The organism is Candidatus Corynebacterium faecigallinarum (genome assembly GCF_052264515.1).
In the GTDB taxonomy this organism is placed as follows: Bacteria; Actinomycetota; Actinomycetes; order Mycobacteriales; family Mycobacteriaceae; genus Corynebacterium; species Corynebacterium faecigallinarum.
On the sequence record NZ_JBQQOC010000012.1, the window covers coordinates 61450 to 86937 of the forward strand.

Annotated in this window: 24 protein-coding genes and 2 pseudogenes; 8 read left to right on the forward strand and 18 right to left on the reverse strand. The window is 67.2% G+C overall.

The window, feature by feature from the left end; translation table 11 throughout:
* Window positions 1-18 precede the first annotated feature (18 nt).
* Both ACTXPP_RS08105 and ACTXPP_RS08110 read right to left on the reverse strand, forming a co-directional pair.
* Window positions 19-1977 carry an HSP90 family protein gene (locus ACTXPP_RS08105; protein ID WP_443341706.1) on the reverse strand — a complete coding sequence of 653 codons (1959 nt, stop codon included), beginning with the start codon at window positions 1975-1977 and terminating at the stop codon, window positions 19-21.
* 51 nt (window positions 1978-2028) lie between these two features.
* On the reverse strand, window positions 2029-2499 hold the full coding sequence (locus tag ACTXPP_RS08110) for a GyrI-like domain-containing protein (RefSeq protein ID WP_443341708.1): 471 nt from the start codon (window positions 2497-2499) through the stop codon (window positions 2029-2031).
* Between the two features lie 104 nt (window positions 2500-2603).
* Here ACTXPP_RS08110 and ACTXPP_RS08115 point away from each other — a divergent pair, with 104 nt between their 5' ends.
* Entirely contained in the window at window positions 2604-3434 is an 831-nt protein-coding gene (locus ACTXPP_RS08115) for a DUF4261 domain-containing protein (RefSeq protein WP_301496916.1), read from the forward strand.
* 18 nt (window positions 3435-3452) lie between these two features.
* On the opposite strand, the gene ACTXPP_RS08120 is transcribed toward ACTXPP_RS08115, so the two are convergent.
* Together ACTXPP_RS08120 and ACTXPP_RS08125 are read right to left on the reverse strand one after the other, a co-directional pair.
* The gene (locus tag ACTXPP_RS08120; protein ID WP_301496918.1) at window positions 3453-4502 is read right to left on the reverse strand and encodes a VWA domain-containing protein; all 1050 of its coding nucleotides are present in this window, start codon (window positions 4500-4502) and stop codon (window positions 3453-3455) included.
* Between the two features lie 185 nt (window positions 4503-4687).
* Window positions 4688-4921 (reverse strand): annotated as a pseudogene (locus tag ACTXPP_RS08125) (hypothetical protein); the annotation flags it as partial.
* Window positions 4922-5104: 183 nt separating this feature from the next.
* On the opposite strand from ACTXPP_RS08125, the gene ACTXPP_RS08130 reads away from it, so the two are divergent.
* Both ACTXPP_RS08130 and ACTXPP_RS08135 read left to right on the forward strand, forming a co-directional pair.
* Window positions 5105-7111 (forward strand): hypothetical protein, encoded by a 2007-nt coding sequence (locus ACTXPP_RS08130; RefSeq protein WP_443341711.1) that lies wholly within the window; start codon window positions 5105-5107, stop codon window positions 7109-7111.
* Window positions 7112-7883: 772 nt separating this feature from the next.
* Complete coding sequence (locus tag ACTXPP_RS08135) at window positions 7884-8795, forward strand: hypothetical protein (protein WP_443341713.1); 912 nt, start codon at window positions 7884-7886, stop codon at window positions 8793-8795.
* A gap of 1 nt (window position 8796) precedes the next feature.
* Here ACTXPP_RS08135 and ACTXPP_RS08140 read toward each other — a convergent pair whose 3' ends face one another.
* From ACTXPP_RS08140 to ACTXPP_RS08165, 7 genes and pseudogenes are all read right to left on the reverse strand, one after another.
* A complete protein-coding gene (locus tag ACTXPP_RS08140; protein WP_301497631.1) occupies window positions 8797-9132 on the reverse strand; it encodes a HigA family addiction module antitoxin in 336 nt (111 codons plus the stop codon).
* Window positions 9133-9169: 37 nt separating this feature from the next.
* Window positions 9170-9385 (reverse strand): annotated as a pseudogene (locus tag ACTXPP_RS08145) (type II toxin-antitoxin system RelE/ParE family toxin); the annotation flags it as partial.
* A 48-nt stretch (window positions 9386-9433) separates the two neighbouring features.
* Window positions 9434-10249, reverse strand: coding sequence for a hydroxymethylpyrimidine/phosphomethylpyrimidine kinase (locus tag ACTXPP_RS08150; protein WP_443341715.1), 816 nt, complete (start codon window positions 10247-10249; stop codon window positions 9434-9436).
* A 49-nt stretch (window positions 10250-10298) separates the two neighbouring features.
* Window positions 10299-10652: a DUF8462 domain-containing protein gene (locus tag ACTXPP_RS14260; protein WP_504430077.1), complete on the reverse strand. Its 354-nt coding sequence runs from the start codon at window positions 10650-10652 to the stop codon at window positions 10299-10301.
* Window positions 10576-11118 (reverse strand): hypothetical protein, encoded by a 543-nt coding sequence (locus ACTXPP_RS08155; RefSeq protein WP_443341716.1) that lies wholly within the window; start codon window positions 11116-11118, stop codon window positions 10576-10578. Before ACTXPP_RS08155 ends, ACTXPP_RS14260 begins: the two co-directional genes overlap by 77 nt.
* 400 nt (window positions 11119-11518) lie before the next feature.
* Window positions 11519-11965 (reverse strand): META domain-containing protein, encoded by a 447-nt coding sequence (locus ACTXPP_RS08160; RefSeq protein WP_443341717.1) that lies wholly within the window; start codon window positions 11963-11965, stop codon window positions 11519-11521.
* Between the two features lie 141 nt (window positions 11966-12106).
* Window positions 12107-13396, reverse strand: coding sequence for a pyridoxal phosphate-dependent aminotransferase (locus tag ACTXPP_RS08165; protein WP_443341718.1), 1290 nt, complete (start codon window positions 13394-13396; stop codon window positions 12107-12109).
* Between ACTXPP_RS08165 and ACTXPP_RS08170 the strand changes: the two genes are divergently transcribed.
* On the forward strand, window positions 13395-14843 hold the full coding sequence (locus ACTXPP_RS08170; protein WP_443341720.1) for an aminotransferase-like domain-containing protein: 1449 nt from the start codon (window positions 13395-13397) through the stop codon (window positions 14841-14843). The two genes, ACTXPP_RS08165 and ACTXPP_RS08170, sit on opposite strands and share 2 nt — an antisense overlap.
* A 2-nt stretch (window positions 14844-14845) precedes the next feature.
* Here the strand turns inward: ACTXPP_RS08170 and ACTXPP_RS08175 are convergent, their stop codons facing one another.
* From ACTXPP_RS08175 to ACTXPP_RS08185, 3 genes are all read right to left on the reverse strand, one after another.
* On the reverse strand, window positions 14846-15337 hold the full coding sequence (locus tag ACTXPP_RS08175; protein ID WP_443341721.1) for an META domain-containing protein: 492 nt from the start codon (window positions 15335-15337) through the stop codon (window positions 14846-14848).
* Window positions 15338-15405: 68 nt separating this feature from the next.
* Complete coding sequence (locus tag ACTXPP_RS08180) at window positions 15406-16230, reverse strand: Cof-type HAD-IIB family hydrolase (RefSeq protein ID WP_301496532.1); 825 nt, start codon at window positions 16228-16230, stop codon at window positions 15406-15408.
* Entirely contained in the window at window positions 16227-16793 is a 567-nt protein-coding gene (locus tag ACTXPP_RS08185; protein ID WP_443341722.1) for an META domain-containing protein, read from the reverse strand. Before ACTXPP_RS08185 ends, ACTXPP_RS08180 begins: the two co-directional genes overlap by 4 nt.
* A gap of 115 nt (window positions 16794-16908) precedes the next feature.
* On the opposite strand from ACTXPP_RS08185, the gene ACTXPP_RS08190 reads away from it, so the two are divergent.
* Window positions 16909-17964 carry an alpha/beta fold hydrolase gene (locus tag ACTXPP_RS08190; RefSeq protein ID WP_443341724.1) on the forward strand — a complete coding sequence of 352 codons (1056 nt, stop codon included), beginning with the start codon at window positions 16909-16911 and terminating at the stop codon, window positions 17962-17964.
* Between the two features lie 77 nt (window positions 17965-18041).
* Here ACTXPP_RS08190 and ACTXPP_RS08195 read toward each other — a convergent pair whose 3' ends face one another.
* From ACTXPP_RS08195 to ACTXPP_RS08210, 4 genes are all read right to left on the reverse strand, one after another.
* Entirely contained in the window at window positions 18042-19892 is a 1851-nt protein-coding gene (locus tag ACTXPP_RS08195; RefSeq protein ID WP_443341726.1) for a penicillin-binding transpeptidase domain-containing protein, read from the reverse strand.
* Between the two features lie 82 nt (window positions 19893-19974).
* The gene (locus tag ACTXPP_RS08200) at window positions 19975-20877 is read right to left on the reverse strand and encodes a serine hydrolase (protein ID WP_443341728.1); all 903 of its coding nucleotides are present in this window, start codon (window positions 20875-20877) and stop codon (window positions 19975-19977) included.
* On the reverse strand, window positions 20874-21767 hold the full coding sequence (locus ACTXPP_RS08205; RefSeq protein ID WP_443341730.1) for a LysR family transcriptional regulator: 894 nt from the start codon (window positions 21765-21767) through the stop codon (window positions 20874-20876). The genes ACTXPP_RS08200 and ACTXPP_RS08205 overlap by 4 nt, the downstream gene beginning before the upstream one ends.
* A gap of 20 nt (window positions 21768-21787) precedes the next feature.
* Entirely contained in the window at window positions 21788-22537 is a 750-nt protein-coding gene (locus ACTXPP_RS08210; RefSeq protein ID WP_301496543.1) for a GAP family protein, read from the reverse strand.
* 87 nt (window positions 22538-22624) lie between these two features.
* Here ACTXPP_RS08210 and ACTXPP_RS08215 point away from each other — a divergent pair, with 87 nt between their 5' ends.
* From ACTXPP_RS08215 to ACTXPP_RS08225, 3 genes are read left to right on the forward strand one after another with little or no spacing between them, the layout of a single operon-like run.
* Window positions 22625-23917: a sensor histidine kinase gene (locus ACTXPP_RS08215; RefSeq protein WP_301521005.1), complete on the forward strand. Its 1293-nt coding sequence runs from the start codon at window positions 22625-22627 to the stop codon at window positions 23915-23917.
* Window positions 23917-24585 (forward strand): response regulator, encoded by a 669-nt coding sequence (locus tag ACTXPP_RS08220; RefSeq protein WP_443341731.1) that lies wholly within the window; start codon window positions 23917-23919, stop codon window positions 24583-24585. Before ACTXPP_RS08215 ends, ACTXPP_RS08220 begins: the two co-directional genes overlap by 1 nt.
* Window positions 24586-24627: 42 nt before the next feature.
* The gene (locus tag ACTXPP_RS08225; protein ID WP_443341732.1) at window positions 24628-25467 is read left to right on the forward strand and encodes a class I SAM-dependent methyltransferase; all 840 of its coding nucleotides are present in this window, start codon (window positions 24628-24630) and stop codon (window positions 25465-25467) included.
* Window positions 25468-25488: the final 21 nt, after the last annotated feature.

The window sequence follows — 25488 nt, forward strand, 5'->3', positions numbered from 1 at the left end:
CAGTCGGGCACCAGTCGGTCACCAGTCGCTGTCGACGTCCGGCCCGATCAACAGTGCCACAAGGTCCGACAGGGAGCCGGTGAGCATCGCCCGTTCCCGGGTACCGAGTGGACGGCGCCCGGCCAGCAACGCCTGCACGTACAGCAGTCGGACGGTGCGGGCGACCACGGCATCGTCGTGGGCGTTGGCCAGTTGGCGCACCAGGGGATTCGACCAGTTCAGCACCAGCATCGACAGTGGACCAGCGGTACCTGCCCCGGTCGCGCGGGGCGCTGTGGGGGTCTGGCCCGGGGAATCTGTGGAGTCAGCGGCGTCGAGTGCGTCGAGGGTGTCCAGGATCCCGGCCCACTGGTCGGTGGTGGAACCACGGGCCTCGTCACGGTCGCGGGCGGCACCGGCCGCGGTGTCCATCACCACCACCGCCGGGGAATCGGTGGGGGAGAACACCCGCACCATGCCGGACACGGAGACCTCCTCCAGTGCGGCGGTGACCCTGTTGGCGAGAGTCAAGGAAATAGCGGACGCTTCCATCGGCGGCACGTCCATGGCGTCCAAGGACTCCCGCAGGTCCGCCGGGCCGACCGTCACACCGTCGAAGACGGTGGGGACCAGGTAGGCCAGTTCATCGTCGTGGACGTAGCCGCCGTTGACAGTGATGCCGGTGATGCCGTTGTTGTCGCCCAAGGCACGAATCTGCCGGAAGTCGTCGAGACTGCCCGCCACCCGCAACCCCAACTTTTCGGTGCGGCACAGTTCCACGATCTCCTCGATCGGCAGTCGGCCACGGGTGGTCTCCAGGGTGATGAACCCCAGCACCGTGTCGGCCAGTTCGGGGTCGGACAGGCACAGTGAGCGTAGGGCCAGGTCATGAATTGCGGTGAGCTCGCGCAGCCGGTGCGGGGTCCTACGCCCCAGGTCCAGCAGCCAGGAGCGGATCCGCTGGGCGACGTGGTCGCGGGTTGCGGCGAGGGCCTCGTCCTCCACCAACGCCTCGCGTGAGGCGGTGGGGGACAGGCGGGTGGAGTTGATCTCGCACTCCACGAAGAACGCCCAGGCAGGCACCACCGGTGAGGGACCGTGGTCGACCAGCATCCGGTTGACGTACACGCTGTGCCGTCGGGTCATGTGCGGTGCCTGCGGTGAGGGCAGGACGTAGGCCACGCCCTCTGTGTCAGCGCTGCCAGCGGAGTCATCACCGTCGGTGGAGAGGTCGATGACATCGAACGGGGCCCGCCCCAGCCGGGTCGAGCCCTCCTGCAGGCGAAGGTAGCGGGAGATGTCCGGGGAGAACACCGGTGACCGGCTCACCGTGGTGTGTTTGACACCCTCCACCCGGATCTCGACGGGCAGGTAGCTGCCGTACTCACCGGCGATGCGTACCACGGCGTCCTCGGTGAGCAGGGTACGTTCGTCCGGACGCGGCGACAGGTGCACCGTGGTGCCCACGGGCAGGGCATCGGTCTCGGCGGCGGAGAGTTCCTGCAGGTCGAAGGTGCCGTCGGCATGCCCCTGCCACCGCACGGCAGCCGCACCCCGTATCGCAGAGCGGGAAACCATGGTGATCGTGTCGGCGACCATGAAGCAGCTCAGCAATCCGATGCCGAACTGGCCGAGGCGTCCGGAGCGTTGCAGGCCGAATTCGTCGCGCTTGGAGGTCCGACCCACCGTGGCCAGCAGCTCGGTGGCTTCGGCGGAGGTGAGGCCAATTCCGTCGTCGGTGAGGGACAGGGTGGTCCGGGTGTCGGGGCCGTCGGTGAGCGGACGGATCCGGATGTGCCCGTTGTCAGTGCCGGTCGCGCCGTCTTGCTCCCGGCGGGCGGTGATCGCGTCCACCGCATTCTGCAGCAGTTCACGCAGGTACACCCGCGGGCCGGAGTAGATGTGCCGGCTGAGCAGGTCGACGACCCCGCCGAGGTCCACCTGGAAATTCTGCGGTCTGGAGGGCTCGTTGCCCGGGGTGGCGAAGTCGATCGGCATGAGGACGATTGTCGCACAGGTCGCCGATGTCCCTCCCCGGTCACACCGCAACTACTCCACGTGTGCACCGAGGAGGGTTTCGTTGGCGTCCGGGTCGCCGTTCGGCGTCGGCTCGGTGAGGTACTGCTCCCAGACGATACCGGTGGGGGTCAGCCCCTCGGTGGTGATCCAGTCGAAGAGGTGCTCGTAGGCGGCAGTGATCAGATCGTAGCCGCCACGCACCATGAGGGTGACCGTCCGGCCCGCCGGCAGGGTCTCCGGGGTGACCTCCCCGTCGGCGCTGATCGGGGCATCCACGGGGACGGCGGCGGCGAGGTCGATCTTCTCGTCCGGCATACCGTGGGTGACACCCATGGGAGGGCCGGAGGGGGAGATCCCGGCGGCACCCAGAGTGGTGAGGATCAACGGGAAGGCACGGTCGAAGAGTTTCGGGATGTCCTCCATCGCGACGGTTTCCCGCACTACGGCGAGGTGCTGTTCCGGGCGCTCGGTGAGTTCGGGGGTGGGGAAGTCGGTAGCCATCAGATGACTCCTGTGGTGAGACGGTGGTTTCTCCTTTGAGACTACTCCCGTGTGCCCCGACCGGGGTCGATGAACAGCGGAGGCACTCAGGTAGCGTGGCGGTCATGTCCGACGAGAACTCCACTGTCCCAGCCGCCGACTTCACCCCGCACCTGATGCTCGGTGACCTGCTCTTCACCGGGGCCCCGACCGTCGAGGAGGTCATCGCCAAGGTCACAGACGTCCCCGAGGAGATCGGCCTGACCGCTGAGGCCGTGGACGGCAAGGACGGCGTGGTGGAGGTGCGGATCAAGAAGTTCGGCGCCACCGCCTTTCTGACCGTCATCGACGCCCCGGTGCCGAACCAGGAGGCCGAGCAGAACGCCCACCAGCTGTACTGCCAGGGCGACGACCGGGAGCGGGTCTCCACCCACACAGCGCAGGTCCTGATCGCCGTGCCGCCGGAGTTCACCGGGGAGCCCGCGGAGAAGATCGCCGACCTGTCGGCGCGACAGACACAGTTGACCGTCGCCCGGGTGCACGGGATGCTGACCGTGGCGCTGTGCCGACTGCCGGGCCTGGCCGGTTACTATTCGGGCACTGCGGCGTCCACCTTCGGTCTGCCGTTCCTGCAGCAGGTGGCGACCGGCCAGTTCGGCTCCACGCCGTGGCCGCTGTGGGTTTCGGCGTGGCTGCGCCCCGGTCCGGAGGGGACCTCCGCCTACACCTACGGGCTGTGGCCGATGGGGCACCCCGAGCTGCAGGTGGAGAACACCAGCATGTCTCCCGAGGACCTGTTCATGTACCTCATGGACACTGTGGCCTACCTGGTGCTCGACGAGGGAACCTTCGCCGACGGCCAGAAGACCGGACGCACCGCCGAGGAAGTCTTCACCCTGCACGCCGAGCCCTGGGTCGTCGACCAGGACGTCCCGGCGTTCCGGATCGGCATGTGAGCACCAGCTCGGCGTGGGTCAGCGAAGAACCTCGCCGACCCACCGGGCCAGCTGCACCGGTGACACCGGGGCGACACGCATCCCCACCGCTGCGAGCTGGCGGGTCACCCCGACGTTGTAGGAGACCCCGGTGACGCTGTCGGCACCGCCGGAGGAGGTGTCCCCGTCAGTGAGCGCGGCACACCCCAGCATCCGGACCCCGGACTCCACCAGGTCGCGTACCCTGCCGACCAACGCAGGCACCGAACCACCCTCCTCGAAGTCACTGATGACGACCTTGGCCGTCCGTGTCGGATCGGTGACCTGCTGCGCGGCCACCGTGACGGCTTTCGCGATGTCGGTGCCACCACCGGGGGAGATCTCCAGCAGCAGGGACAGTGGGTCGTCGGCGTACCCGGACAGGTCCATGACCTCCGAGTCGAAGGTGAGCACGCTGAGCCGGTACGTCGCGATCCCAGACAGGATCGACGCGGTGACCGCGGCATAGATGGTCGAGGTCTCCATCGAGGGGGAGACGTCCACCACCACGATGATGTGCCACGGCGAGGTCTTCCGCACCGGCGAGCGGAACACCGGTGTCTCCGGGACGACCAGACGACGACCGTCGACCTCCGCGACGTGCCGCAGGTTGCACCTGATCGTCGCCGGTAGGTCGAGTTTCCCGGTCCTCCGGACGCTCGGCCGGCTGCTGGCCAGTCCGGCGAGCACCGGGGTGATCCGGGAGGCCAGTTCCTTCGACAGTTCATCGACCAGGCGGGACACCAGAGGTCGCAGCATGCCCAACTGGGATTCGGACAGCGCCCCGCGCAACCCGAGTACCGTGCCCAGCAGCTCCACCGAGGGACGCACCGACTCCGGGTCGATGGTGCTGGAGCCGTCCGGTCCGAGCAGTGCATCGGCGCGGCCCTTTTCCGCGGCGGTGGCCAGGATCTCCTGGACCTGGTCGGAACCGAAGAGAGCCTCGATCTCCCCGGCCCCGGGTCGCCGTAGAGCTCGTCGAGGGTGGATGCCATCCGTGAGGCCGTCGGCGGCAACGCCTCGGGGTCCGCGCCGAGGACCAGTCGCCACCGGGTCTCCGGCGCGAAGTGCACGTCCGCGAGCCCGAGGGCCTCCAACCTGCGGCGGGCATCCGCATCGATGGTGGCGAACCCCGTCATCGTCGCCGCCGGGATGTCGAGGTCCCCGTCGGGGCGGTCGCCGAGCAGTGCGGCCAGATGGTCGAGGAAATCCTCCCGCTCTGCTGCTGCGACCGTGTCGGAGGCGCCCCTCAACGCCGGGAGTGCCGCGACGAAGAGGTCGTCGCTGGCGGTACTGACCCGGTCGACCAGGCCATCGACCGCCCCGGAGGTGGTCCAGGTGTGAGAGGAGCCGGCGAGATAGCCGGCCAGGCGCCGTTCCTGGATCTTCCGTGTCGAGGCATGGGCACCGAGGTCCAGCCAACTGCCGATCCGCGACGCTGACTCTGTGGGGATCACCCGGTCCAGCACCGCCAACGCCGCCCCCGGACATCAACGGCGAGCCGTGGCAGCCGTCGTCGCCGACAACACGCCAACTGAACTGCCGGTGGAGGACTTCCTGATGCTACTGGAGGACAGCGGGGCGCTGGAGCAACTGCGGGGGGGGGGGACTCCGCAGATCCGGCACGCTCGGCTCGGTACGCCGCCTGGCTGGTGAAGCTGATCGACGACTTCTCCCATGACCTGCGTCAACCGATGCCGAAGCTCTACGAGGAGTTCGGCCGGGCAGCGTCCGGATTGGCGTCGCTGCCGACAGTCGGGCTTGCGGGGTGGGGGGTGCACCCCGCCCTGCTGGATGCACTGCTCACCGCAGGACTCTCGATCGGCCTGGATTCCGAGGACGGCCACTGGCAGGCCACCCCCAGCGTCCGACACTGGTACAAGGATCCCTACGGTGACCTCGCCCATCTCGCCGCCGACCCGGTGCTGGGCCCGACGGTCCTGGGGGAGACCACCGGCATGTCCATGCTCGGCGAGCACCTCGACCTGCTGTTGGAGCACTCCGGCACCCGGGTGATGCTGGCGGGTCTGCTGGAGAACCTCGCCGCCACCCGTGAGCGACTCACCGGCGCACTACCCACCCTGGGCTCGGCCACCACCGAGGTGCTCGAGCAGCTCGCCGACCCCCGGGTGCGCGAGCTGGCACCGGACGCCGTGGACCGCCTGTTCTCCTTCGAACCGGCCGAGGAACTCGTCGCGGCCGTCAACGCGGGCCTGGTCACCGAGCTCACCTGGCCGGTGTACGAGGACGCCTACCGACGGGTGTGCGTCCACGCCGCAGACTGGGCAGAGAAACACCCCGCGTCGCGCAGTCGTGGGCAGGCAGACGGAGTCACCGTCTGCGCCAGCTACCCACATGTGGCTCTGATCGGCGGGGAGCACATCGAGGTCGTCGGCCCCGAGGGCGTGTTCTACTCCGGCACCGGACCGTTCGGTGGGGCAGAGGTCACGGCCGTCTACACCGTCGGCGACACCGGTGTGGTCATCTACCGGGACCAGAACACCTGGACGACCTACCTCTGGTGGTTCGGCGAGCCTGCGGCGGTGGAAGGGGAACGGGTCGGCTACTGGCACCCGCCGGTGACCGTGCCGATCGGCGATGCCGACCACCCGGGGCGGTTGCTCGGCGGCAGTGTCCTGCGTCCCGGCGGCGACCTGCCCGATGCTGACCGCTCGGGGATCCTGGACCTGCCCGGGGACGTGATCTACAGCGTCAGCGGTTGGGGGCAGGAGGTCTGCCGCTTCGACCGAGCCACCGGGGAATCGCTGGGCAGCGCTGTTTACGCCGATGACTCCGAGATCCATGCCGCACTCGGCCTCGACGCCCCGGGCGGGTTCCTGGAACAGGTGGGGTTCGATCCTGGCGACCCTGACCAACGACACACCATGTGGGGCGGGAGCCTCATCGTGGGCCTGCCGGAGGAGATCGGTGATAGCCCCACTGGATCAGTGGCAGGTCGCCAGGTGACGATCGGAGTCAGTGGCCGACAGTTCGGTTCCGCCTCGATCGTGCTGACCCCGGTCGGGATCGTCCGCGCCGGGGATGTACTGGGCGCGTTCCGAGGCGATGACACGGCCGGGCCGCTGATGCGTCTGCCTGGCGGGGTCACCCAGGTGCTGGTCGCGGAGCAGGTACTGTCACCGACGACAGGCGCCTACCTGTCCTCGGCCACCAGCGTCTCAGGAGCGCGACACTGCCTCCATCAGCTGACGGCACCACTGTGGTGCATGACCACACCCCGGGATCCGCAGGCCAGTGAGCGGATGCGCGGGTACACCACCGGGGACGCCGCGGCGGTACTTGAAGCCCTGGCCGACAGGGATCTCACTGACCGGGCACTGCCGACGGTGGCGAGTTCCTACTCCTACCGCAGTGACGACGGGGCAAGCCACACCACCGTGGTCCTGGATCCGGACTTCGTCCGGGGATCGTCACTGAACAGCTCGGTGCCACCGATGACGCGATCATCGACGCGGTGGTCCACGTGGCCGCTGATGTGGCTGTGCTCGACGATGAGTGGTCCCGGCTGCGTGGCCTCCTCACCGAGGAGGAGACGGACGGTGATGCCAGCGACGACATCGGCACCGGGCTCACCGATGCCGGTGCCAATGCCTTCGACAATGCCTCTTACGGGCCGGACGCCGACGACCTGCGGCTGATCGCCGCCCGATTGCGCGCGATCATCTCCGGGGAGCAGACGGGGACTTACTCCGGTGCCAGGTCCTGGATCAGTGACCACGCCCTGGCCCAGTACATGGGCCGGGAACGACGGCTTGTGGCCCGGTGGAGGACCACGCTGGCTGACCCGGTCAACGAGGACCTCGGCAATGCCGTCGGATTCGTGCGCGACCTGGTGGCCGCCGGCATCCTCGGCGGCGAGTACGACCTGGTCACCATCACCGCCCCGGATGATGCCCGAGCACTGGTCGCGCTGGGCGCGGCGGAACCGCAGTGGGTCGACCTCGGCGCCCAGGTTCACACCCTCGTCGGTCGGCGAGGTTACGGAAGAATGCCCTCGCCCGGAGAACCTGTGGACGTGGTGGTGAAGCGCTCGAACCGGGATGCCCTGACCGTGCCACTGCTTGACGGATCCCCACGCCGCGAAAACCGTATGGACGCCGGGGAATTGCTCACCGCGTTGGACGAGGTGCTCGCTGCGGCAGAGGATAACGCTGAGAAGGTGGTAGATGCCGGGCAGGTTGCCGTCCTGGCCGACGCGACCGGTTTCGCCGCACCGATGTGCCGGATGCTGCTCGGTGGTGTCCGTACGTCCGGAAACATCGACTCCGACCTGCGTAAACGCTGTGGTTGCACGGTCAAGGAGATGGAGCTGGCAGAGCACCAGATCCGGGCAGTCGACCACGCGGTCCTCGACAGGCTTCTCACCGCATCCCTCGACGGGAAGACTCCGGCGGAGGGCATGGCCTCCCTGTGGCGGACACTCACCGGCAACGGTTGCTCACCCTCACCCATGCCGAGTGGTTGACCATCGATGGCGCCGACAACTCCTGGCAGAACCCCACCTTCACCCTGACCAGACTGCTGCTGCTCGGCAAAGAGCAGCTCGGTTACCCGAAAACGGTGATTCCTGCGGTGCTCGCGGTAGTCGGTGAGCTCAGTCTCGACGATCCTCGGCGTCCCTCTTTCGCCACGCTGCTGCGATGGATGGTGAAGGCGTCGGAGGAGTACATGGCCGACCCGGAGAATGCGAAGAGCATCGGGACGATGGACATCGGTTGCCCGGTCGACGACCCCGCCTTCACCGAGTACGTCACCCCGATGCGCCAGGTGGTGCGGGTCCTCACCGAGGGGCTGGTCGACGAGCTCATCGCGGACCTGGACACCGTGTACCCGGAGCGTCCCGGCGAGGTAAACGACCCGGGGAACTCGGTGCCTGATCTCGTATCGGAGGTGACTGGGAAGCTCGGGGTCAGTGAGGACGCCGCACGCTACTTCCTGCAGCTGCTTGCTCTATCGCTGCCTACCGACGCGAAGGGGCGTGGCTGGAACGGGTGGAGGAAGAAGGACATCGACGCCGCCGGTGCCGAGCTCGTCGCCGCCGGTGTGGTGGTACAGGCGAAGCGTGCCGGGGCCGCACGGTCGTTCTTCCTGCCCGGCGAGTGGCTGGAAGGACGGGGTGGCTATGAGCCGGCCAAACCGATGGAGGTGTGGAAGGTGCCGATGTATCTGATGTGGGCCGATGTGAAGGCCCGGCCGGTGTTGACCGGGTGCCCGCCACATGTGCCGGTGACGTCCCTGTTCCGCACGGCCTGGTCCCGGTACGTCTCGGGTGACGTACCCGGCCACGAGGAACTCACCACCAACCGCTACCGCCGGAGGTGAGCTAACCGTAGTTGATGCTGGCCCGCGGAATCGCGGTGATGTCGATGCTTGCGCGGGCTTCGTCAAGATCGTGGGCTTCCTGTAGCCCGAGCCAGAATTCAGCAGAGTTGCCGAAGTACGCGGCCAATCGGACTGCTGTGGCAGCGGTGACCCCAGCTGCACCACGTACGATTTTGGAGACGTGAGATTCGGAGATCCCGGTGTCCTTGGACAGCCTGTACTGGGAGATTGCGAGCGGCTCCAGGAACTCTTCCTGCAGGATTTCGCCTGGGTGCGGGTACGGTACCCGGTCGTCGGGAGCGGCTCCGTGAACAGTGGTAGTCGATGAAGTGGACATCTTCTGCTCCTCTTTCCGTCCAGATGAAAACCATACGGAACTGTTTGTTAACCCTGATGCTGTGGTAGCCGGCGAGATCAGACTTGAGCTTCTCCAGATGGTTTGAAGGAGGCACCCGAAGATCATTGAGGCTCTTGGACTGGTCGAGCATGGCCAGTTTCCGTCGAAGAACTTTGCGGAGTTCAGGTGGCACATCACGCGGTGGGCGTCCAGAAAAGTGAAACTCTTCGAGTGCCCTGTCCCTGAACTCCACACTCCCATACTGTCAGTCAACGACAGTACTGTCAATGATGGAAGAGTGCTATGCGCCCTGCCAGACGGTGTCGAACGGGGTGTTCGCGGTGACGCGGTGCTGGATGCCACGGGTGACCAGGTCCTTGGCGACCTGCACGGCGGTGGCGACGTCGCTGCCCTTGGCCAGCTCGGCAGTGAGCGCGGCGGCGACGGTGCAGCCGGCACCGGAGACCCGCTGCTCGCCGATCTTCGGCACCGCGAAGCGAGTGATCTCGTGGCCGTCCCACAGCACGTCCACGGCGTCCTCGCCAGACAACTCCACGCCACCCTTGGCCAGCACATAGGGCACCTTCTCGCCGATGCGCCTGGCGGCCTCCTCGAGATCCTCGACAGTCTCGATACGCTCCATACCCGACAGACTCTGCGACTCGAAGACATTCGGGGTGACCACGGTGGCCAGCGGGAGGATCTTCTCCTTCAACGCGTTGTCGGTGTCCAGTGCTGCACCGGGTTCCTGACCCTTGCAGATCAGCACCGGGTCGACGACGAGGTTCTTCCAGTTCCGTTCGGCAAGCTTGGCGGCGGCGATCTCGATGGTCGCCGGGGTGCCCAGCATGCCGACCTTGGCGGTGTTCATGTTCTCGACCGCGTGGGTGGCCAGGGCGGCCTCGAACTGCTCGGCGATGATCTCCGGGTCGACCGGGTGGAAGCGGTGGCCCCAACCGTTGTTCGGGTCGAAGGCGACGATGCAGGACAGGGCACCGACACCGTAGACACCGAGCTGCTGGAAGGTCTTCAGGTCGACCTGGATGCCGGCGCCACCGGTGGCCTCGGAGCCGGCGATGACGAAAGCGATCGGAGGAGTGGAAACGAGGTTTGTCATGGGGCAATCCTAGAGGACGCCGCGTCGGTCGTGGTGTGGCGCCGTCGCGCTAGGACACTTCCAGGGGCCCACCCGGACTGTCGAGGTACTGACGTAGGTATGGCAACCGGAAGGCGACCTGACCCCATGCGGGTCCGTGAATGATGTCGCGGTTGATGAGCGCCGCACGCGCAGTGGAAACAGAGGTAGTGGTTCTACCGAGCTCCGCGGCGACATCCCTGATTTGCACCGGGAAAGCACCGTCGGTGCCGTCCGGATCGGTGGAGTCCATCACAGCCGCCATCGCGTGGAGGGAATTGAGCTGGCTGTGAGGAAGTGCCGCCAGTTCAGGTTGGTGCACCTGATCCCCCCAGAACCGGAATCGCCAAGGCGATGGACTCCTCCACCATGTCGTCAGCGACATGGTCTGAATTCGCCGCCCTGGCACTGTCCCAGGCCAGGGAACCGATGAGCTGGAGCAGGTACGGATAGCCGAAGGCGGCGGTCATCGCACGGTCCGTGGTATCGGAGTCGAAAACTATACCGGTCGATTCTGCAGTGCGCAGTAGTAGGTCGGTGGCGTCCCGCGGCTGGAGCGGTGCCAGCTGAAAACGCCGACTGCGGCGCAGGAAGGTGGTTCCCGGGGAGCTCAGTAGTTCGTGGATTCCTGCAGTGAGCCCTGCGCCGATGAAACTGACGGGGATGTTGTCACGGACGAGGTCCTGGACTGAGGTGGCTAGAATGCCGACATCAGCGGAGTCTGCTGCCTGAATCTCGTCGACGGTGATGAGGATGCCGGATCCGTGGGCCGTGGTGATCTCACTGAGTGCGCGTAATCGGGAGCTCAGTGTCGGGGTGACCGGCTCTCCGGCCTCCTGCTCGGTGGACACTGAGCCGAGGCCCGCGATGGAGGCCCCGGTGGCTCGGGGCCCGTAGCAACATCCAGCCGTTCGAGGTGGCGATGTCCTCAAGTTCGTTGACCAGGGTGGTTTTCCCGATGCCCCTGGAACCGTTGATGAGAATCATGCAGCCGGTACTGCCGGCACCGGTCTCGATGGCAGTCCGGTACGCATCAAGTATCGGGCGGCGGCCTGCCCACACGGTGGGGGATTCGCCGAAGCCGGGACGGAACGGGTTGCCAGGGTAAGTCAGGATCTATCTTAGCCCGCACGCCAGAGGATAAACAGGATAAATTGGATAAATTGACGCCGATGGATAATTTAGATAAATCGCCGTGACCTGCAATGAGAGTGGATCACGGCGATCTGTGCCGGCAGAGCAGCCCGAGAATCAGGCCGGACGCAGCAGGCCGATGACCTGTCCGTCCTGGCCGCGGACGACCATGACCACGCCGTAGTGGTCGATGGTCTTCACTCCGTTGAGCCACTGGTTGTCGCAGGCGATCAACGTGGAGACGAACGGCTTGACGTGGGCGGTCCGGATGCCGTTGCCGGTGACCCGGTAGGTCGAGCCAATGCCGTTGCAGCCGTCGGTGCCGGAGACCCGTCCGTTGTGGAAGGTCAGCTCACCGTTGCCGGCCGGGTTCACGTCAACCCAGCGTCCGGCGAACTGCAGGCTCGGCAGCGATGACTCCGGCAGCGATGCGGTGACGTTGTCCGGCAGGGCGGGTGCGGCCGTGGCGGTGGGCACTCCGGTGAGTCCCACTGCGGCGAGGACAGCCACCGCCCCGGTGGCGATCCTGCGGGTGAGTCGGGGGCGTTGTGTGGTGTGTGTCATGGTTCCTGCCACTCCTCATGGCGGTCGGAAATAGTTGACGCCGGTCATTGCGTGCCGGTGTGAGCGGCGTCTCACTCGGTACCATCGCGGCGATCGGCTAATTGTTAACGACCGTCACATTCTGGATCGGAACCGCCATCGTCACTGCCGGTAGGACGCCAGGAAGTTCCCCATGCGCTCCATCGCCGTGCCCAGCACCTTCTCCTCGGGCAACAGGACGATGCGTAGATGGTCCGGGGTAGGCCAGTTGAAGCCGGTGCCGTGGACCAGCAGGATGTGCTCGCGCTCCAGCAGGTCCATGACCAGCTGCTCATCGTTCCGGATCGCATGGACCTCCGGGTCAAGGTGCGGGAAGGCGTACAGCGCCCCGCGGGGTGTCACGCAGCTCACCCCATCCATCGCATTCAACGAGGACGCCACGACGTCGCGGCTGCGGCACAGTCGGCCACCGGGGGCGGTCAGCCCGCCGATCGGCAGGTCCGCGTTCTCCCCGGACTCTGCCCCGGAACCACCCAGCGCGGCGACGACCGCCTGCTGGCCCGGCACATTCGCGCACAACCGGGTGGACGCCATGAGGTTGAGTCCGTGGAGGAAGTCCTCGGCGTGCTCCGTCGGTCCGGTCACCACCATCCACCCGGCGCGGTAGCCGGCCAACCGGCTCGACTTCGACAGACCTGAGTAACTCAGTGTCAGAACGTCCGGGGCGATGGCCGCCAGATGGGTGTGGGAGGTGCCGTCGTAGGTGATGACGTCGTAGATCTCGTCGACGAGTAGGGTCAGGGAGTGACGCCGGGCGATGTCGGCGATCCCGCGCAGGATATGCGGCGGGTAGACCGCTCCGGTCGGGTTGTTCGGGTTGATCACCACGATCGCCGTGGTCCGCTCGGTGATCCGGGCCTCCAGTTCGGCGAGATCGGGGTTCCAGTCGTCGGACTCGTCGCAGCGGTAGTGCACCGCAGTGCCGCCAGCCAGTGTGACCATGGCTGTCCACAGGGGGTAGTCGGGGGCGGGGACGAGGATCTCGTCGCCGGTGTCCACCATCGCCTGGCAGGTCATGGTGATCAGTTCGGAGACTCCGTTGCCGAGGAAGACCCGGTCCCGGTCGAGCTCCGGGAAGTCCGGGACGGCATCGTAGCGGGAGATCACGGCTTCCACCGCCTCCGGCAGGCCGTGGGAGTCCGAGTAACCATGGGAGACGTCGAGGGTGCGGGACATGCTCTCCACGATCGACTGGGGAGCGGTGAACCCGAACGGCTGGGGATTGCCGATGCTGAGCTTGAGGATGTCGGTGCCCTCGCGTTCCAGGGCGGCGGCACGGTCGGCCACCGGACCACGGATCTCGTAGAGGACGTTCCGGAGCTTCGAGGACTGCCGTACCGGCCTCAGTAGCGGTTTTGATTCTGTTGCAGTAGCGCTATCATGGTTTCTCATGTCTGACAGTAGCAGTTCGCGACTGGCCGGAGAACTCCGCTCCTGGATCTCCGGACGCTCACCGGGCACCCGACTTCCCTCCACCAGAACCTTGGCGAGAGAGCACGGCCTCGGACCGGTGACCGTGCAGGAGGCCCTACGCGCACTCACTGCCGAGGGGCTCGTGGAGACCCGCCCAGGGGTCGGCACCTTCATCGCCACGGCGTCGGAGACACGGCGTGTGCGCCCGACAGACTTCTCCTGGCAGGTCGGCGCACTGGGGGAGGCCACCGGACGGCCAGCCGGTGGATCCCGGTCCACCCCTACCTCCGGGGTGCTGCGTCCCACCCCGGTGGACGCCGTGGCGCTGCACAACGGATACCCGGACCGTGACCTCCTGCCGGAGAAAACGGTCCGGCAGTCGCTGGGCCGTGCGGCCCGGTCGGACGCTGCGGTGACCGCCGCGCCCCGGGCGGGCCTGCAGGAACTGCGGCACTGGTTCGCCCAGGACCTGGCAGTACAGACCCCACCCGGAGTCACACCAGTCACCGCCACGGATGTGACCGTGCTGCCGGGCACGCAGTCCGGTCTCTCGGCGATCTTCCGGGCGGTCACCGGACCGGGCGAGTCCGTCGTCCTGGAGTCCCCGACCTACTGGGGTGCTGTACTCGCCGGACGGCAGACCGGCGTCCGGATGGTCCCGCTTCCCACAGGCCCGGACGGACCGGACCCGACCGAGCTGGACCGCGTTCTCGCCCGGACCGGGGCGCGGCTGTTCTACGCCCAGCCCCGGTTCACCAATCCGACCGGTGCGGTGTGGTCACCGGAGACCCGGAGCCGCATCCTCGAGATCGTCGCACGCCACGGAGCCTTCCTCGTCGAGGACGACTGGGCCAAGGACTTCGCGATCGATGGTGCGGCGGCATCCCTGCCCCCGATGGCCGCCGGTGACGATTCCGGCCGGGTGATCTACATGCGGTCCCTGTCGAAGTCACTGTCCCCGGCACTGCGGGTCGGTGCAGTCATCGCCCGCGGCCCGGTACGCGAGCGGATCCTCGGCAACGTCGGCGCCTCGGCAATGTACGTCTCCCCGCTGCTCCAGGCCGCTGCCCTCGACGTCCTCGGGACACCGGCCTGGCGTAGTCACCTCAGGACGCTCCCGGACCGGTTGGCGCACCGCCGTGACCTGCTGGTCACCGCGGTGAGGACGCATCTGCCCGAGGCGGAGCTGACCGCGGTGCCCACCGGTGGACTGAATCTGTGGCTGCGACTGCCGGACGGGGCGGATCTGGACCGTCTCGTCGCCGACTGCGAGGCACGGGGAGTGGTCATCGCCGGTGGCGACGACCTCTTCCCGAGCGAGCCGACCGGCCGGTTCCTGCGGCTGAACTTCGCCGGCCCGGAACCGGGCCGCTACGGCGAGGCCGTGCGGATCCTCGGGGAGTCGCTAAGAGAACAACTCAGGTGAGATCAACGCGTAGCGTCCTGCGGTTCCTCCCCGGGGACCAGGACGCCTGCTTCGGAGCCGTCGCGTCCGGAGACCACCATCTCGGTGCCTGTGTCGCTGACTTCCACGGTCGTGACCTGCAACAGCCACTGGGACCAGCCCTCGGAACAGGCCATCATGGTCGTGGCGAAAGGCTCGACAGTCGCGGTCCCATCCTCAACGGAGAAGGTCGAGCCGATGCCGTTGCAGGCATCGGACCCCCGCACCGAACCATCCTCGGTGAAGGTCAGGTACCCGAGACCGTCCGGATCAACCCAGGTGCCGATGAACGGTGCGGCGGCGTCTGCGTCCGGGGCCTCGCTGCCGTTGCTGGGGCCTTCGCTTTCTGTCACCGGTGCCTCCTGCGTGTAGATGGGGTTGTCGGAATCCTGTGCGCTGGGGGAACAGCCCACGAGAACTGCCGCAGCCGAGAAAGCGGTAACGGCCGTGGCGACGCTGGTGCGGTGGTTCCCCATGGTGTCCACTGTGCCAGATGCGTTCCGGGGCAGATGCGGTTGCCGCACCAGGCAGGAGGGCAGAGTGCTCAGAGCAGGGCCTCGATGACCCGGGCGACCCCGTCCTCGTCATTGGAGGTGGTGAGTTCGTCCGCGACGTCCTTCACCGCGGCCTCGGCATTGGCGACGGCGACCCCATGTCCGGACCAGGCGAGCATCTCCTTGTCGTTGAGTCCGTCACCGAAGGCCAGGACCTCGGAGCGATCGACACCCAGCCGGGTACACAGCTGAGCCAGGCCGGTCGCCTTGGAGACCCCGGCGGCCATGACCTCCACGAACGGGGCGCCGGACAGAGTCATCTCGAACAGGCGTCCGTCCAGCTCGCCGGCATCCACCAGAATACGGGTGAACTCGTAGAGCTCCGGGCTGGGCATCGAGGCATGCCGGAAGACCAGTTTCAGTGCGGACGCTCCGGTGACGACCTCGAGTGTCTCGGCCCGCATCGCCGAGGGGTCGCGCTTGTGGTCGGCGAAGGTCGACAGCTCCGCATAACCGTCCTGGGCGACGAAGCGTTCCCCGCCCTCCCGGACCGCGGCATAGCGTACTCCGGGTACGGCGGCATCGAGCACGGTGACGAACCGGGCGATGACCTCGGCCGGGACCTCATCAGAAAAAAGCAGTTCGCGGGTAGTGAGGTGGACCCCGAAAGCACCGTTGCTGCACAGCGCCCACTCGTCGAAGCCGACCACCGGTTCCAGATGCCGCAGACCCACCGGATTGCGGGCGGTCGCGGGGACGACGTGGATACCGGCGGAGGTCGCGGCGTCCAACGCCTCGCGGGTGCGAGGGCTGACACCACCAGCGCTGTCCAGCAGGGTGCGGTCCAGGTCCGTGGCGATCAGGCGGACGTTCACGCAGACACCGCAGGAATCAACTCGCCGATCCCAGTGCCGCCCTGTGTGGTCGCGGTGAGGCGGTCACCGTCGTGGTCGACCTGGTGAATCGAGACCACCCAGGGGCTCCACGGGCCTGCACAGGCCATCTTCGTGACGGGGAAGGGGTCCACGATGGCCGCCGAGCCCGCACCGCCGGAACCGGATTCCAGCGTCCAGGTCGACTCGAAGTTGTTGCAGCCGTCAGTGCCGGTCAGGGTGCCGTCGTCGGCGAAGGTGATGATCGCGCCGCCGTTCGGGTCTCGCCAGGAGCCGGTGAAGGCGTCCTCGGTGCCGGGGACGATCGGGATGTCAGGATGTCCGGGCATGGTCATGGGGTCCGCCGGGTCGTCGCTGCCGCCGTTCTCTTCCGGCGCGTCCGTGGCAGTTTCCGCCGGTGCCGCCGTCGAGCTGTCCGAGGCGGCCGTACTGGGCGCGGCGGTCGCCGATGGTGTCTCCGGTGCGTCCTCGGCGGAATCGCTGCAGGCGGCAAGCGACACCGCCAGCGCGGCGGCGGGGAGGGCGGTCAGGAGACGTTTGTTCATGTCTCCACTCTGCCATGGGTCTGGCGACGCGCTGCGCAGTCGTGTACTTTCGTCCGGGTAACTGTGAGAAGCGTCACAGTGCCCCCCAATTCTCCACGGAAGGACACATTCCTCGATGATTTCCAATGACTTCTACACCGCAGAGACGCAGGGCCCCTACGAGACCGCGTCCATCGGCACCCTCGAGCTCGAGGAGGGCGGGGTGATCCAGGACTGCTGGCTGGCCTACGCCACCGCCGGTGAACTCAACGAGGACAAGTCCAATGCGATCCTCATCCCGACCTGGTACTCCGGCACCCACGGCACCTGGTTCCAGCACTACATCGGTGAAGGCCATGCCCTGGACCCGTCGAAGTACTTCATCATCTGCGTCAACCAGATCGGCAACGGCATGTCGGTCTCCCCGTTGAACACCGAGGACGAGTCGATCTCCATGTCGAGGTTCCCGAACGTGCGCATCGGGGACGATGTCGTGGCCCAGGAGCGCCTGCTGCGTCAGAAGTTCGGCATCGAGAAGCTGTTCGCCGTCGTCGGCGGATCCATGGGTGCCCAGCAGACCTTCGAGTGGATCGTCCGGTTCCCGGACAAGGTGCAGCGCGCCGCCCCGATCGCCGGCACGGCGAAGAACACCCCCCACGACTTCATCTACACCCAGACACTCAACGAGACCATCGAGGCAGACCCCGGCTTCAACGGTGGCGAGTACTCGTCCAACACCGATGTGGCCGACGGGCTGCGTCGCCAGTCGCACCTGTGGGCGGCGATGGGCTTCTCCACCGAGTTCTGGAAGCAGGAGGCCTGGCGCGGCCTGGGCTTCGAGTCGAAGGAGTCCGTGCTGGCGGACTTCCTCGACCCGCTGTTCATGTCCATGGACCCCAACACCCTGCTGAACAACGCCTGGAAGTGGCAGCGCGGGGACGTCTCCCGGCACGCCGACGGTGATCTCGCCGCCGCGTTGGGACGGGTTACCGCGACGACGTTCGTCATGCCGATCAGCGAGGACATGTTCTTCCCCGTCCGCGACTGTGCCGCCGAGCAGGAACTGATTCCCGGTAGTGAGCTACGGGTCATCGACGACATCGCCGGGCACCTCGGACTGTTCAACATCAGCCCGAACTACATGGAGCAGGTCGACGCGAACCTCAGCGAACTCTTCGCCCGCGAGGTGTAGCGCCGGGCAGGTAGCGTCACTGCCCGTCAGCGTCACTGCGGATCTTCACCGGGGAGCATTACCGACTCCAACTCGGGTCACAGGTCCGCGACGTCGTCGTCACGCAGGAAACGTCCCGCCATCTCCACGGCAGGGCCGGAGGAATCGGCACCCTCGATGAAGGCACAGAAAGCGATGTCGCCGACCACCCCGACGAACCATCCGTGGGCGGTGTTGCCGTCGACCTCAGCGGTGCCGGTCTTGCCACCGAGGCCGTCGATGTCGCTGAGCGACGAGGCGGACCCGGACTCCACCGTCTCCCGCATCATCGCCCGCAGTGACTCCGCGATCTGCGGGTCCAGCGGCTCCGGTGACTGGTCGGCCTCGGTCTGCTCACCCTGGACCAGGGTCGGGGTCACCATCCTCCCGCCGTTGGCCACCGATGACTCCATCAACGCCAGACCGAAGGGGGAGGCGAGCACCTCATCCTGGCCGATCGCCGATTCAACCCGTGCAGCACCCTGTTCGGTCTCCGGCACCGACCCGGTACCCGTGGTCATCCCAGGTGCCTCGAAGTCCACGCCGAGGCCCAGCTGTGCCGCGGTGTTCTTCAGGTCCGTCGGTTCCAGATCGCGGGAGATCAGCGCCTGGGTGGTGTTGCAGGACTCGGCGAAGGCCTTGTGCATCGGCACCGTCCCCAGGTCGAAGTCCTTGTCATTGGGGATCACGCGGCCGTCGACTTCGACCGAGGCCGGGCATTCCACCTCGTCGTCCGGGGTGACGGTTCCCCGGGCCAACGCGGCAGAGGTGGTCACGGTCTTGAACGTCGACCCCGGGGGGAACAGGCCGGTCAACGCCGGAGTGCCCTGTGCATTGGCGGCATCGTTCTGACCGGCGGCGAGGACGCCTCCGGTGGAGGCGGAGATGGCCACGAAGGACGCCGCGTTGTCCTCGGAGTCGACGCCCCGCTGGGCGGCAGCCTGGGCACCGAGGTCCATGGTGGTACGGATCGGGTCGGACTCCTCCGGCGCCTTGTCGCCGAGCACGACCGGGTCGCCGTTCTCGGTACCGGTGGTGGCCAGACTCCACCCGGCAGTCTCGTCGAGCCGATGCTCCCAATACTCGCGCAGGCCCGCGTCCACCGGCGACGCAGTGGCAGGAGCGGGGAGCAGGCGTCCTTCCTCGCGGGAATCGACGCCGGGCACGTCGGTCATCGCCTGGCCGACCTTGTCGGCATCCTCGGCGCGCAGTGACAGCAGTGCAGTGCCTTGCTCACCGGCCTCGGTGATCTGCGCCGCGGCATCCTCGACATCGAAGTCGGGGATCGCCGGCCGGGCCGCCTCGGCGATGGCGGACGCCTGTGCCTGTACGTCGAGTTCCGGGGTCGTCGCCGCGGTGAACACGGTGACTTCGGTCCAGGTCAGTTGCTCGTTGTTGCGCCGGTCCAGGACCGGCAGACCGTAGGTCCGGTCATCGGAGTAGGTGACCGAGGTCTCCGGTGTCAGCTCCGTGGACAGAATCGCAGGGTCCCAGGTCACGGCATCGTCGTCGCCGGTGACCAGGGTGCCGTCTGAGGTGACCTCGTCGCCGGAGGGGACGGTCCAGGTCACCGTCGTCGCGGTACCGTCCTCCCCGTCGCTGCCGTCACCGTCGCCGTTTCCGGTTTCGAGGGTGAAGGTGGTTTCCCCGGTGTTCACGTCGAGGTCGTCAAAGTAGGCCTTGGCGGCTTCCGGGTTATCGGTGTGGGACGCCGCAGTCGCCCAGTCGGCGTTGTTCACCGCCTCGATGAACTCATCGGTGGGTGAGGACGACCAGGGCGCCGAACACGCGCCGAGCAGTAGTCCTGTGGAGCTCAGCGTAACCACCACCGCCGCTGCGACGGAACGGGGCGACGCAGCTGACGCAGTTGAAGCGGTGGAGCAGGTGGAGCCGGGGCCGGTGTTCTTCATGTCCGGAAGTACACCCGCACTACCGCGCGTATGCAACGAACGACACCGTATTCCGGTCAGTCGACCTACGAATAGCCACTGCTCACAAGGCACTTCGGAGCTCGTCAACCATGATTCTCGCGACCTTGCCGATGGTGCCGTCGACGGTCGGGAGGTTGCCTCCGGTCCGGGCCGACCTGGTCATGACGCACACCGTGACCGGTGGCTCATTGTCCACGCTGACCACGGACGTCTCGCCCCGGAAAGCACCGATGGTGCCGGTCTTTCCGTGGAAACTGACTCCCGACGCGGGAAACCCTGAGGGGATACGGTGCTGCCAGGCCTGCTGCCCCAGGATCTGCCTGCCGAGCATTCGCGCGGACCCGACAGGCGGGGAATCGCACCAGAACCAGTCGATGACGGCACACAGTTCCTTCGCCGTGCTCGTCGAGTGGAAGGCCACGGGGTCCGTGTCCGCACCGGGGTGATCTCTGACGTGCAGGACGGCGTCCTGCTCGGCGCTGCCGGGGCGTCCTGCGACCGTGTGACCGGAGATAACGGCTGTTGACCCTGCCACCGTCGTCGCGGTGAGTCCGAGGTCGTTGATGAACCGGTCGACGACGCCAGGGGCAACCTCGTCGAGAAGGCGGTAGAGCCGACGGGCTGCGACATTGTCGGAGACCATGACCATCTGGCGCATCAGGTCCCGGACGCTCAACTCGATCCCGTCGGTGTACCACCCGAAGCCGACCCCACCGCGTGGACCGTCCTGGGGCGCGACGCTGACCCGTGACATCGGGTCGACACGTCCCTCGTCAATGCCCCGGCATGCAGCACCCAGAAGGTGCATCTTGTACATGGAGGCGGTGGGGACGGTGTGGGTCCCACCGAGTCCGCGACCCGTGGAAGGCTTCCCGGTGAGCTGCGCCCAGACCCAGCCATCACATCCGGCGGTGGTGAACTCGGAGCGTATCCGGTCCCGCGTGTGCTCGAGAAGGACGGTCATGGCAGATCTCCCGTCGACCGCTGTACGGCGCTGCGGAGGTGTCGGTCCACCATTGCCCGGATGTCGCTGCCGTCGTCGAGGGTGCTGCGGTCGGGGTGCACCACACAACGCAGTCGCTGTGACAGTGCAGCTGGTGCGCGGACCGACGGCCAGAGTCCACTGAGTTCGGTGGGAACCAGGGCGATGGCTGCCGGGTTCGCCAAACGGGCCGACAATTCGGTCAGCGACCGCCACTGTTCGGTGCGCAGGGTGAGTCCCAGGGAGAACAAGGCATCCTCGAGTCGATCCGCCGCTGCCGGGCTGGCCGAGCGGGTGTTGTCGAGAAGTACCGCCTCGGGGTCCTTCGACAGGACGGACCACCGGGGCGGCTTCGTCGCCAGTCCGGCGACGACCCGGGAAGCGTCGTGCAGCTGGCCGCGGAGAAGATCGCCGGTGGGGCAGGGGTCCTCGATGACCGCTACGTCCAGTCCCATCGTGTCCACGGCCTCCACCAGTTCGTCGGACGTTCCGATCCTCACTTGCGTGGTGTGCCGGTCATGCAGTCGCTCCATCAGCCCGTGGCTGATGCCCGGTGGCATCGAGGAGACGATGCCGACACTCAGGGAATCCGACGCCGCGGAGAGCCGGGACGATGCCGCCGTGAGTGCGGCGGCATCCCTGACGAGGACACGAACCTGAGGGAGGAGGTGGCGCCCTGCCGCCGTGGGGGTCACCCCGGAGGAACTGCGCTCGATGAGCGGAGTTCCGACATGGGACTCGAGCTTCTTGATCGCCTGCGACACCGGGGGCTGGGTGACACCGAGACGGTCGGCGGCAGCTGTCATTCCGCCCTCTTCCACGACGGCAAGGAAGTACTCCCAATGTCTCAATGAGTCAGGGCGACTGTTCATGCCGCCATCGTAGCGCCGAGTCAGTCGGCGATCCCCAGGTTCTGCAGCAGTTCCGGGGCACTGTAGAGCACCACGATCGCCCCGACGATCCCGATCGTCCAGGAGAGCGCACCGGCGGCATTGCGGATGCTCCAGTACTGTACCCGGGTGAGCAGTCCGTCCAGCCGGGACCCGACGAGACCACGGGCCAGCGCCAGGACGATGCCCGGCAGGGACATCACCGTGCAGTAGGCCACCAGGATCACCGCGGCGCGTCCGATGCCTGCGCCACTGTCGACGATGATGCCGATAGCCGCGAGGTAGGGGACCATAGACGCGGCCTCGATCACCCCGGCCAGCAGCGCCAGCCCGGTCAGTGCCCGGAAACTGCCGGCAGCATCCCGTGCCCGGGTGATCCACCGGCGACCGCTCTCCTCCGGGTCGCCGCCGCGTTTCCGGATCGCCTTCGGGTCCACGTAGAACGACCAGACGACCAGACCGACACCGATGGCGACGTACACCGCCAGCGCGGGCGTGGACACCAGGGCGTCACCGAAACGCTCGAACAAGGGCATTGCACCTGCGACAAGGGCGAGGCCCAGAGCAAAGTAGAACAGGCCGATGACCAGCAAGTAGTACAGGGTACGCACGGCGATGCGACCCGCGCTCATCGAGGCACCGGCGGTCACCAACAGAAGCACCGGGACAACCAGGGTGCCGATGCTCGTGGAGTCGACGAGGGCGAGCACCGCCAGCACGAGGTAACTGAGTTGATCAGGGATGGTGTCCATAAATCCATGATGCGGCACCGTGCCGCCCGTGAACCTCCCCCTTTCGGCGGAGATTCCGGCGGGTTCGGTCTTGCTAGCGTTGCAGGTATGAAGCCTGCGACAACCTCAACACCGGTGCCACGGATCACCGGGAAGATCACCGGGCGGGACACCCGCGCCGCGGCGATCTACGTCGTGGCGGCCCTGGTGCTGTTCCTCGCCGGCATCGAGGATGAACCGCTGCTGGGACTTCTCGTCATCGGAGGGCCACTCTGGTCCGGGTGGGCCTCCCTGGTGCTGATGCTCACCGGTGCCGCGTTCACCGTGTTCCGGACCTGCCGGCCCTGGTTGCTGCTCGTCGTGGTGGTGCCGGTGGCACTGGCGGAGGTCCTCTGGGGCACGCAGACCAGCGCCTATGTCTTGATGGTCGAGGCGCTGTGGGCGCCGGTGGCCCGGGGTAGCAGGAGGCTCGCGCGGGCGACCACCATCGTGGGCCTGGTGGTCGCGGTGATGCTCGGCGCGGTGTTCTTCGCCGCCGCCGTCACGGCAATGCCGTGGACCACGGCGGTGGTGTTCGCGGTGATGATCATCGTGGTCGTCATCTTCACCCCGTTGGCCTGGGCGTGGGAGGTGCGTCACCACCGGCTTGCGCAGGAGACCGCGGAGAACCTGGCGGCCATGGAGCATGAGCTCGCCGGGGAGCGGGCTGCCCGGGAGGTTGAGGCGGACCGCCTGCGCATCGCCCACGACCTGCACGATGTCGTCGCCGGGCATCTGTCGGCTGTTTCCCTCCACACCAGTCTTGCCGCCGACCTCGACGATGAGGTGGCCCGGGAACGATCCCTGGAGACCGCCCGGGGAAGTGCGGAGGCCGCACTGCGTGACCTACGCTCGGTCATCGACATGCTGGCTCACGCCGTCACCGGCGGTGGCAGTGCACAGACCACGCTGAGCTGGGAGATCCTGCGGCGGCGACTGGGCGAGGACGCCACAGTGACCATCGCCGACGACGTGGATTCAGTCCCCGCCGGCGTCCGGACGACGATGCTGCACATCGCTGCCGAAGCGGTGACGAATGCCAACCGTCACGGCCAGAACCCCCGGACACTGCAGGTCATGGTCCAGGACGGGGAGTTGGTCATGGTCTGTGTCAATGCACTGGCTACGACACCAGCGGACGCAGACCAGCAGTCAGTGCGGCATTCAGCGGCCGCGGCGGCACCAGCAGCCCCGACTCTCGGCCTGCGCACCATGACCAACCGGGCCGCAGCGGTGGGTGGCACGGTGCAGGCCGGCCCGACCCCCGGGAAGACCGATGCGGGCACCGGTGCGAAGACCTGGGCGGTCACTGCCCGGCTTCCCCTGGTTCCCCTGCCCCCGACTGTCAAGGACGGTGCCTGATGCCCAGCTCATCTATTCGTGTGGTGGTCGCCGACGACCACGACGCCTTCCGTTCCGGGATCGTGACCCTGCTGGAGTCCGCACCGGACATCAGCGTGGTCGGGGAGGCGGCGGACGGCCCATCGGCACTCGAGGTCGCCGCCGCGACCCGGCCGGACGTGGTACTCACCGATGTCCGCATGCCCGGAGCCACCGGCATCGAGATCACCCCGCAGCTGTGCGTAGCAGGGATCAGGGTGTTGGCGATCTCCGCATTCGGTCTCGATGACTACGTCCTCGATGCGATCGCCGCCGGGGCGGACGGCTACCTCGTGAAGACGGAGCGTCCGGCGAACATCATCGCCGCCGTGCGTTCGGTATCCCAGGGGGAGGCTGCCCTGTCGAATGAGACGACGACAGCGGTGATCACGGCACTGCGGCAGCGCGCCGAACGGGAAAAAGGCGCAGCGCAATCACGACAGGACACCCCGGCCGATGAGAGCATCCACCTCACCGACCGCGAGGAGGAGGTACTCGCGCTGGTCGCCGACGGCCACTCCAACCGATCCATTGCCGCGACACTGTTCATCGGGGAGGCCACGGTGAAGACCCACCTCGGCAATCTCTTCACCAAACTCGGCGCCACCTCCCGGATGCAGGCGGCGGTGTGGCATCACCAGAACCGGTGAGCCGTTCACCTGGGGTGACTGTCCCAGAGTAATGTCGGCGACATGACCGGTTCCCGCTACACCCACGGCCACGGCGAGGCAGTGCTGGACAACCACGCCACACGGACCGCCGAAGACTCCGTGGGCTTCGTCCTGCCGCACCTGCACCGGGATTCCCGGGTGCTGGACGTCGGTTGCGGGCCGGGCTCGATCACCGTGGATCTCGCCGCCCGGGTCGCCGGGCTCGGTGGGGCGGCGTCCCAGGTCACCGGGGTGGAAAACACGGAGGCGCCGTTGGACGCAGCCCGGCAGTTGGCTGCGAGGAGGGGAGTGGAGGCTGGTTTCCAGACCGGGGACGCCTACGCCCTGCCGTTCGCCGACAGTTCCTTCGACATTGTCCTCGCCCACCAGGTGCTCCAACACCTGGCCGATCCGGTGGCCGCGCTACGCGAGTTCGCCAGGGTCTGCGCCCCGGGCGGGGTGGTGGCGGTCCGCGACGCCGACTACGCCGGCATGCACTTCCACCCGGAGACCGAGGGAATGCTCCGCTGGCGGGACAACTACCGGGCCCGGGCACGCGGCAACGGCGGGGAACCGGACGCTGGACGTCACCTGGTGCGCTGGGCCCTGGATGCTGGTTTCCTTCCCGGTCAGATCAGCGCCGGGACGTCCACCTGGTTCTACAGTGCCGGACGCGCCGACGGCACCGGGCACGCAGGGCGTCCCGGCTGGTTGGCGGACAGCTGGATCAAGCGGACCCGGGACGCGGCGGCTTGTGAGGCTGGTGAGACCGGTATTGCTGAGGCTGACGTCGCGGCGATCTGCCGGGGATGGCAGCAGTGGGCGGCGGATCTGTCCGCAGTTTTCGTCATGCCGCACGGCGAGTTGCTGGTGCGGATGTGACCAGCGTGGAACAATCGGCCC

What these genes read in the sequence shown, in the direction of transcription:
- ACTXPP_RS08105 (WP_443341706.1), bottom strand. Translation starts at nt 1,977, where the DNA reads ATGCCGATCGACTTCGCCACCCCGGGCAACGAGCCCTCCAGACCGCAG.
- ACTXPP_RS08110 (WP_443341708.1), bottom strand. Translation starts at nt 2,499, where the DNA reads ATGGCTACCGACTTCCCCACCCCCGAACTCACCGAGCGCCCGGAACAG.
- ACTXPP_RS08115 (WP_301496916.1), top strand. Translation starts at nt 2,604, where the DNA reads ATGTCCGACGAGAACTCCACTGTCCCAGCCGCCGACTTCACCCCGCAC.
- ACTXPP_RS08140 (WP_301497631.1), bottom strand. Translation starts at nt 9,132, where the DNA reads ATGTCCACTTCATCGACTACCACTGTTCACGGAGCCGCTCCCGACGAC.
- ACTXPP_RS08150 (WP_443341715.1), bottom strand. Translation starts at nt 10,249, where the DNA reads ATGACAAACCTCGTTTCCACTCCTCCGATCGCTTTCGTCATCGCCGGC.
- ACTXPP_RS14260 (WP_504430077.1), bottom strand. Translation starts at nt 10,652, where the DNA reads ATGTCGCTGACGACATGGTGGAGGAGTCCATCGCCTTGGCGATTCCGG.
- ACTXPP_RS08160 (WP_443341717.1), bottom strand. Translation starts at nt 11,965, where the DNA reads ATGACACACACCACACAACGCCCCCGACTCACCCGCAGGATCGCCACC.
- ACTXPP_RS08170 (WP_443341720.1), top strand. Translation starts at nt 13,395, where the DNA reads ATGTCTGACAGTAGCAGTTCGCGACTGGCCGGAGAACTCCGCTCCTGG.
- ACTXPP_RS08165 (WP_443341718.1), bottom strand. Translation starts at nt 13,396, where the DNA reads ATGAGAAACCATGATAGCGCTACTGCAACAGAATCAAAACCGCTACTG.
- ACTXPP_RS08175 (WP_443341721.1), bottom strand. Translation starts at nt 15,337, where the DNA reads ATGGGGAACCACCGCACCAGCGTCGCCACGGCCGTTACCGCTTTCTCG.
- ACTXPP_RS08185 (WP_443341722.1), bottom strand. Translation starts at nt 16,793, where the DNA reads ATGAACAAACGTCTCCTGACCGCCCTCCCCGCCGCCGCGCTGGCGGTG.
- ACTXPP_RS08190 (WP_443341724.1), top strand. Translation starts at nt 16,909, where the DNA reads ATGATTTCCAATGACTTCTACACCGCAGAGACGCAGGGCCCCTACGAG.
- ACTXPP_RS08195 (WP_443341726.1), bottom strand. Translation starts at nt 19,892, where the DNA reads ATGAAGAACACCGGCCCCGGCTCCACCTGCTCCACCGCTTCAACTGCG.
- ACTXPP_RS08200 (WP_443341728.1), bottom strand. Translation starts at nt 20,877, where the DNA reads ATGACCGTCCTTCTCGAGCACACGCGGGACCGGATACGCTCCGAGTTC.
- ACTXPP_RS08205 (WP_443341730.1), bottom strand. Translation starts at nt 21,767, where the DNA reads ATGAACAGTCGCCCTGACTCATTGAGACATTGGGAGTACTTCCTTGCC.
- ACTXPP_RS08210 (WP_301496543.1), bottom strand. Translation starts at nt 22,537, where the DNA reads ATGGACACCATCCCTGATCAACTCAGTTACCTCGTGCTGGCGGTGCTC.
- ACTXPP_RS08215 (WP_301521005.1), top strand. Translation starts at nt 22,625, where the DNA reads ATGAAGCCTGCGACAACCTCAACACCGGTGCCACGGATCACCGGGAAG.
- ACTXPP_RS08220 (WP_443341731.1), top strand. Translation starts at nt 23,917, where the DNA reads ATGCCCAGCTCATCTATTCGTGTGGTGGTCGCCGACGACCACGACGCC.
- ACTXPP_RS08225 (WP_443341732.1), top strand. Translation starts at nt 24,628, where the DNA reads ATGACCGGTTCCCGCTACACCCACGGCCACGGCGAGGCAGTGCTGGAC.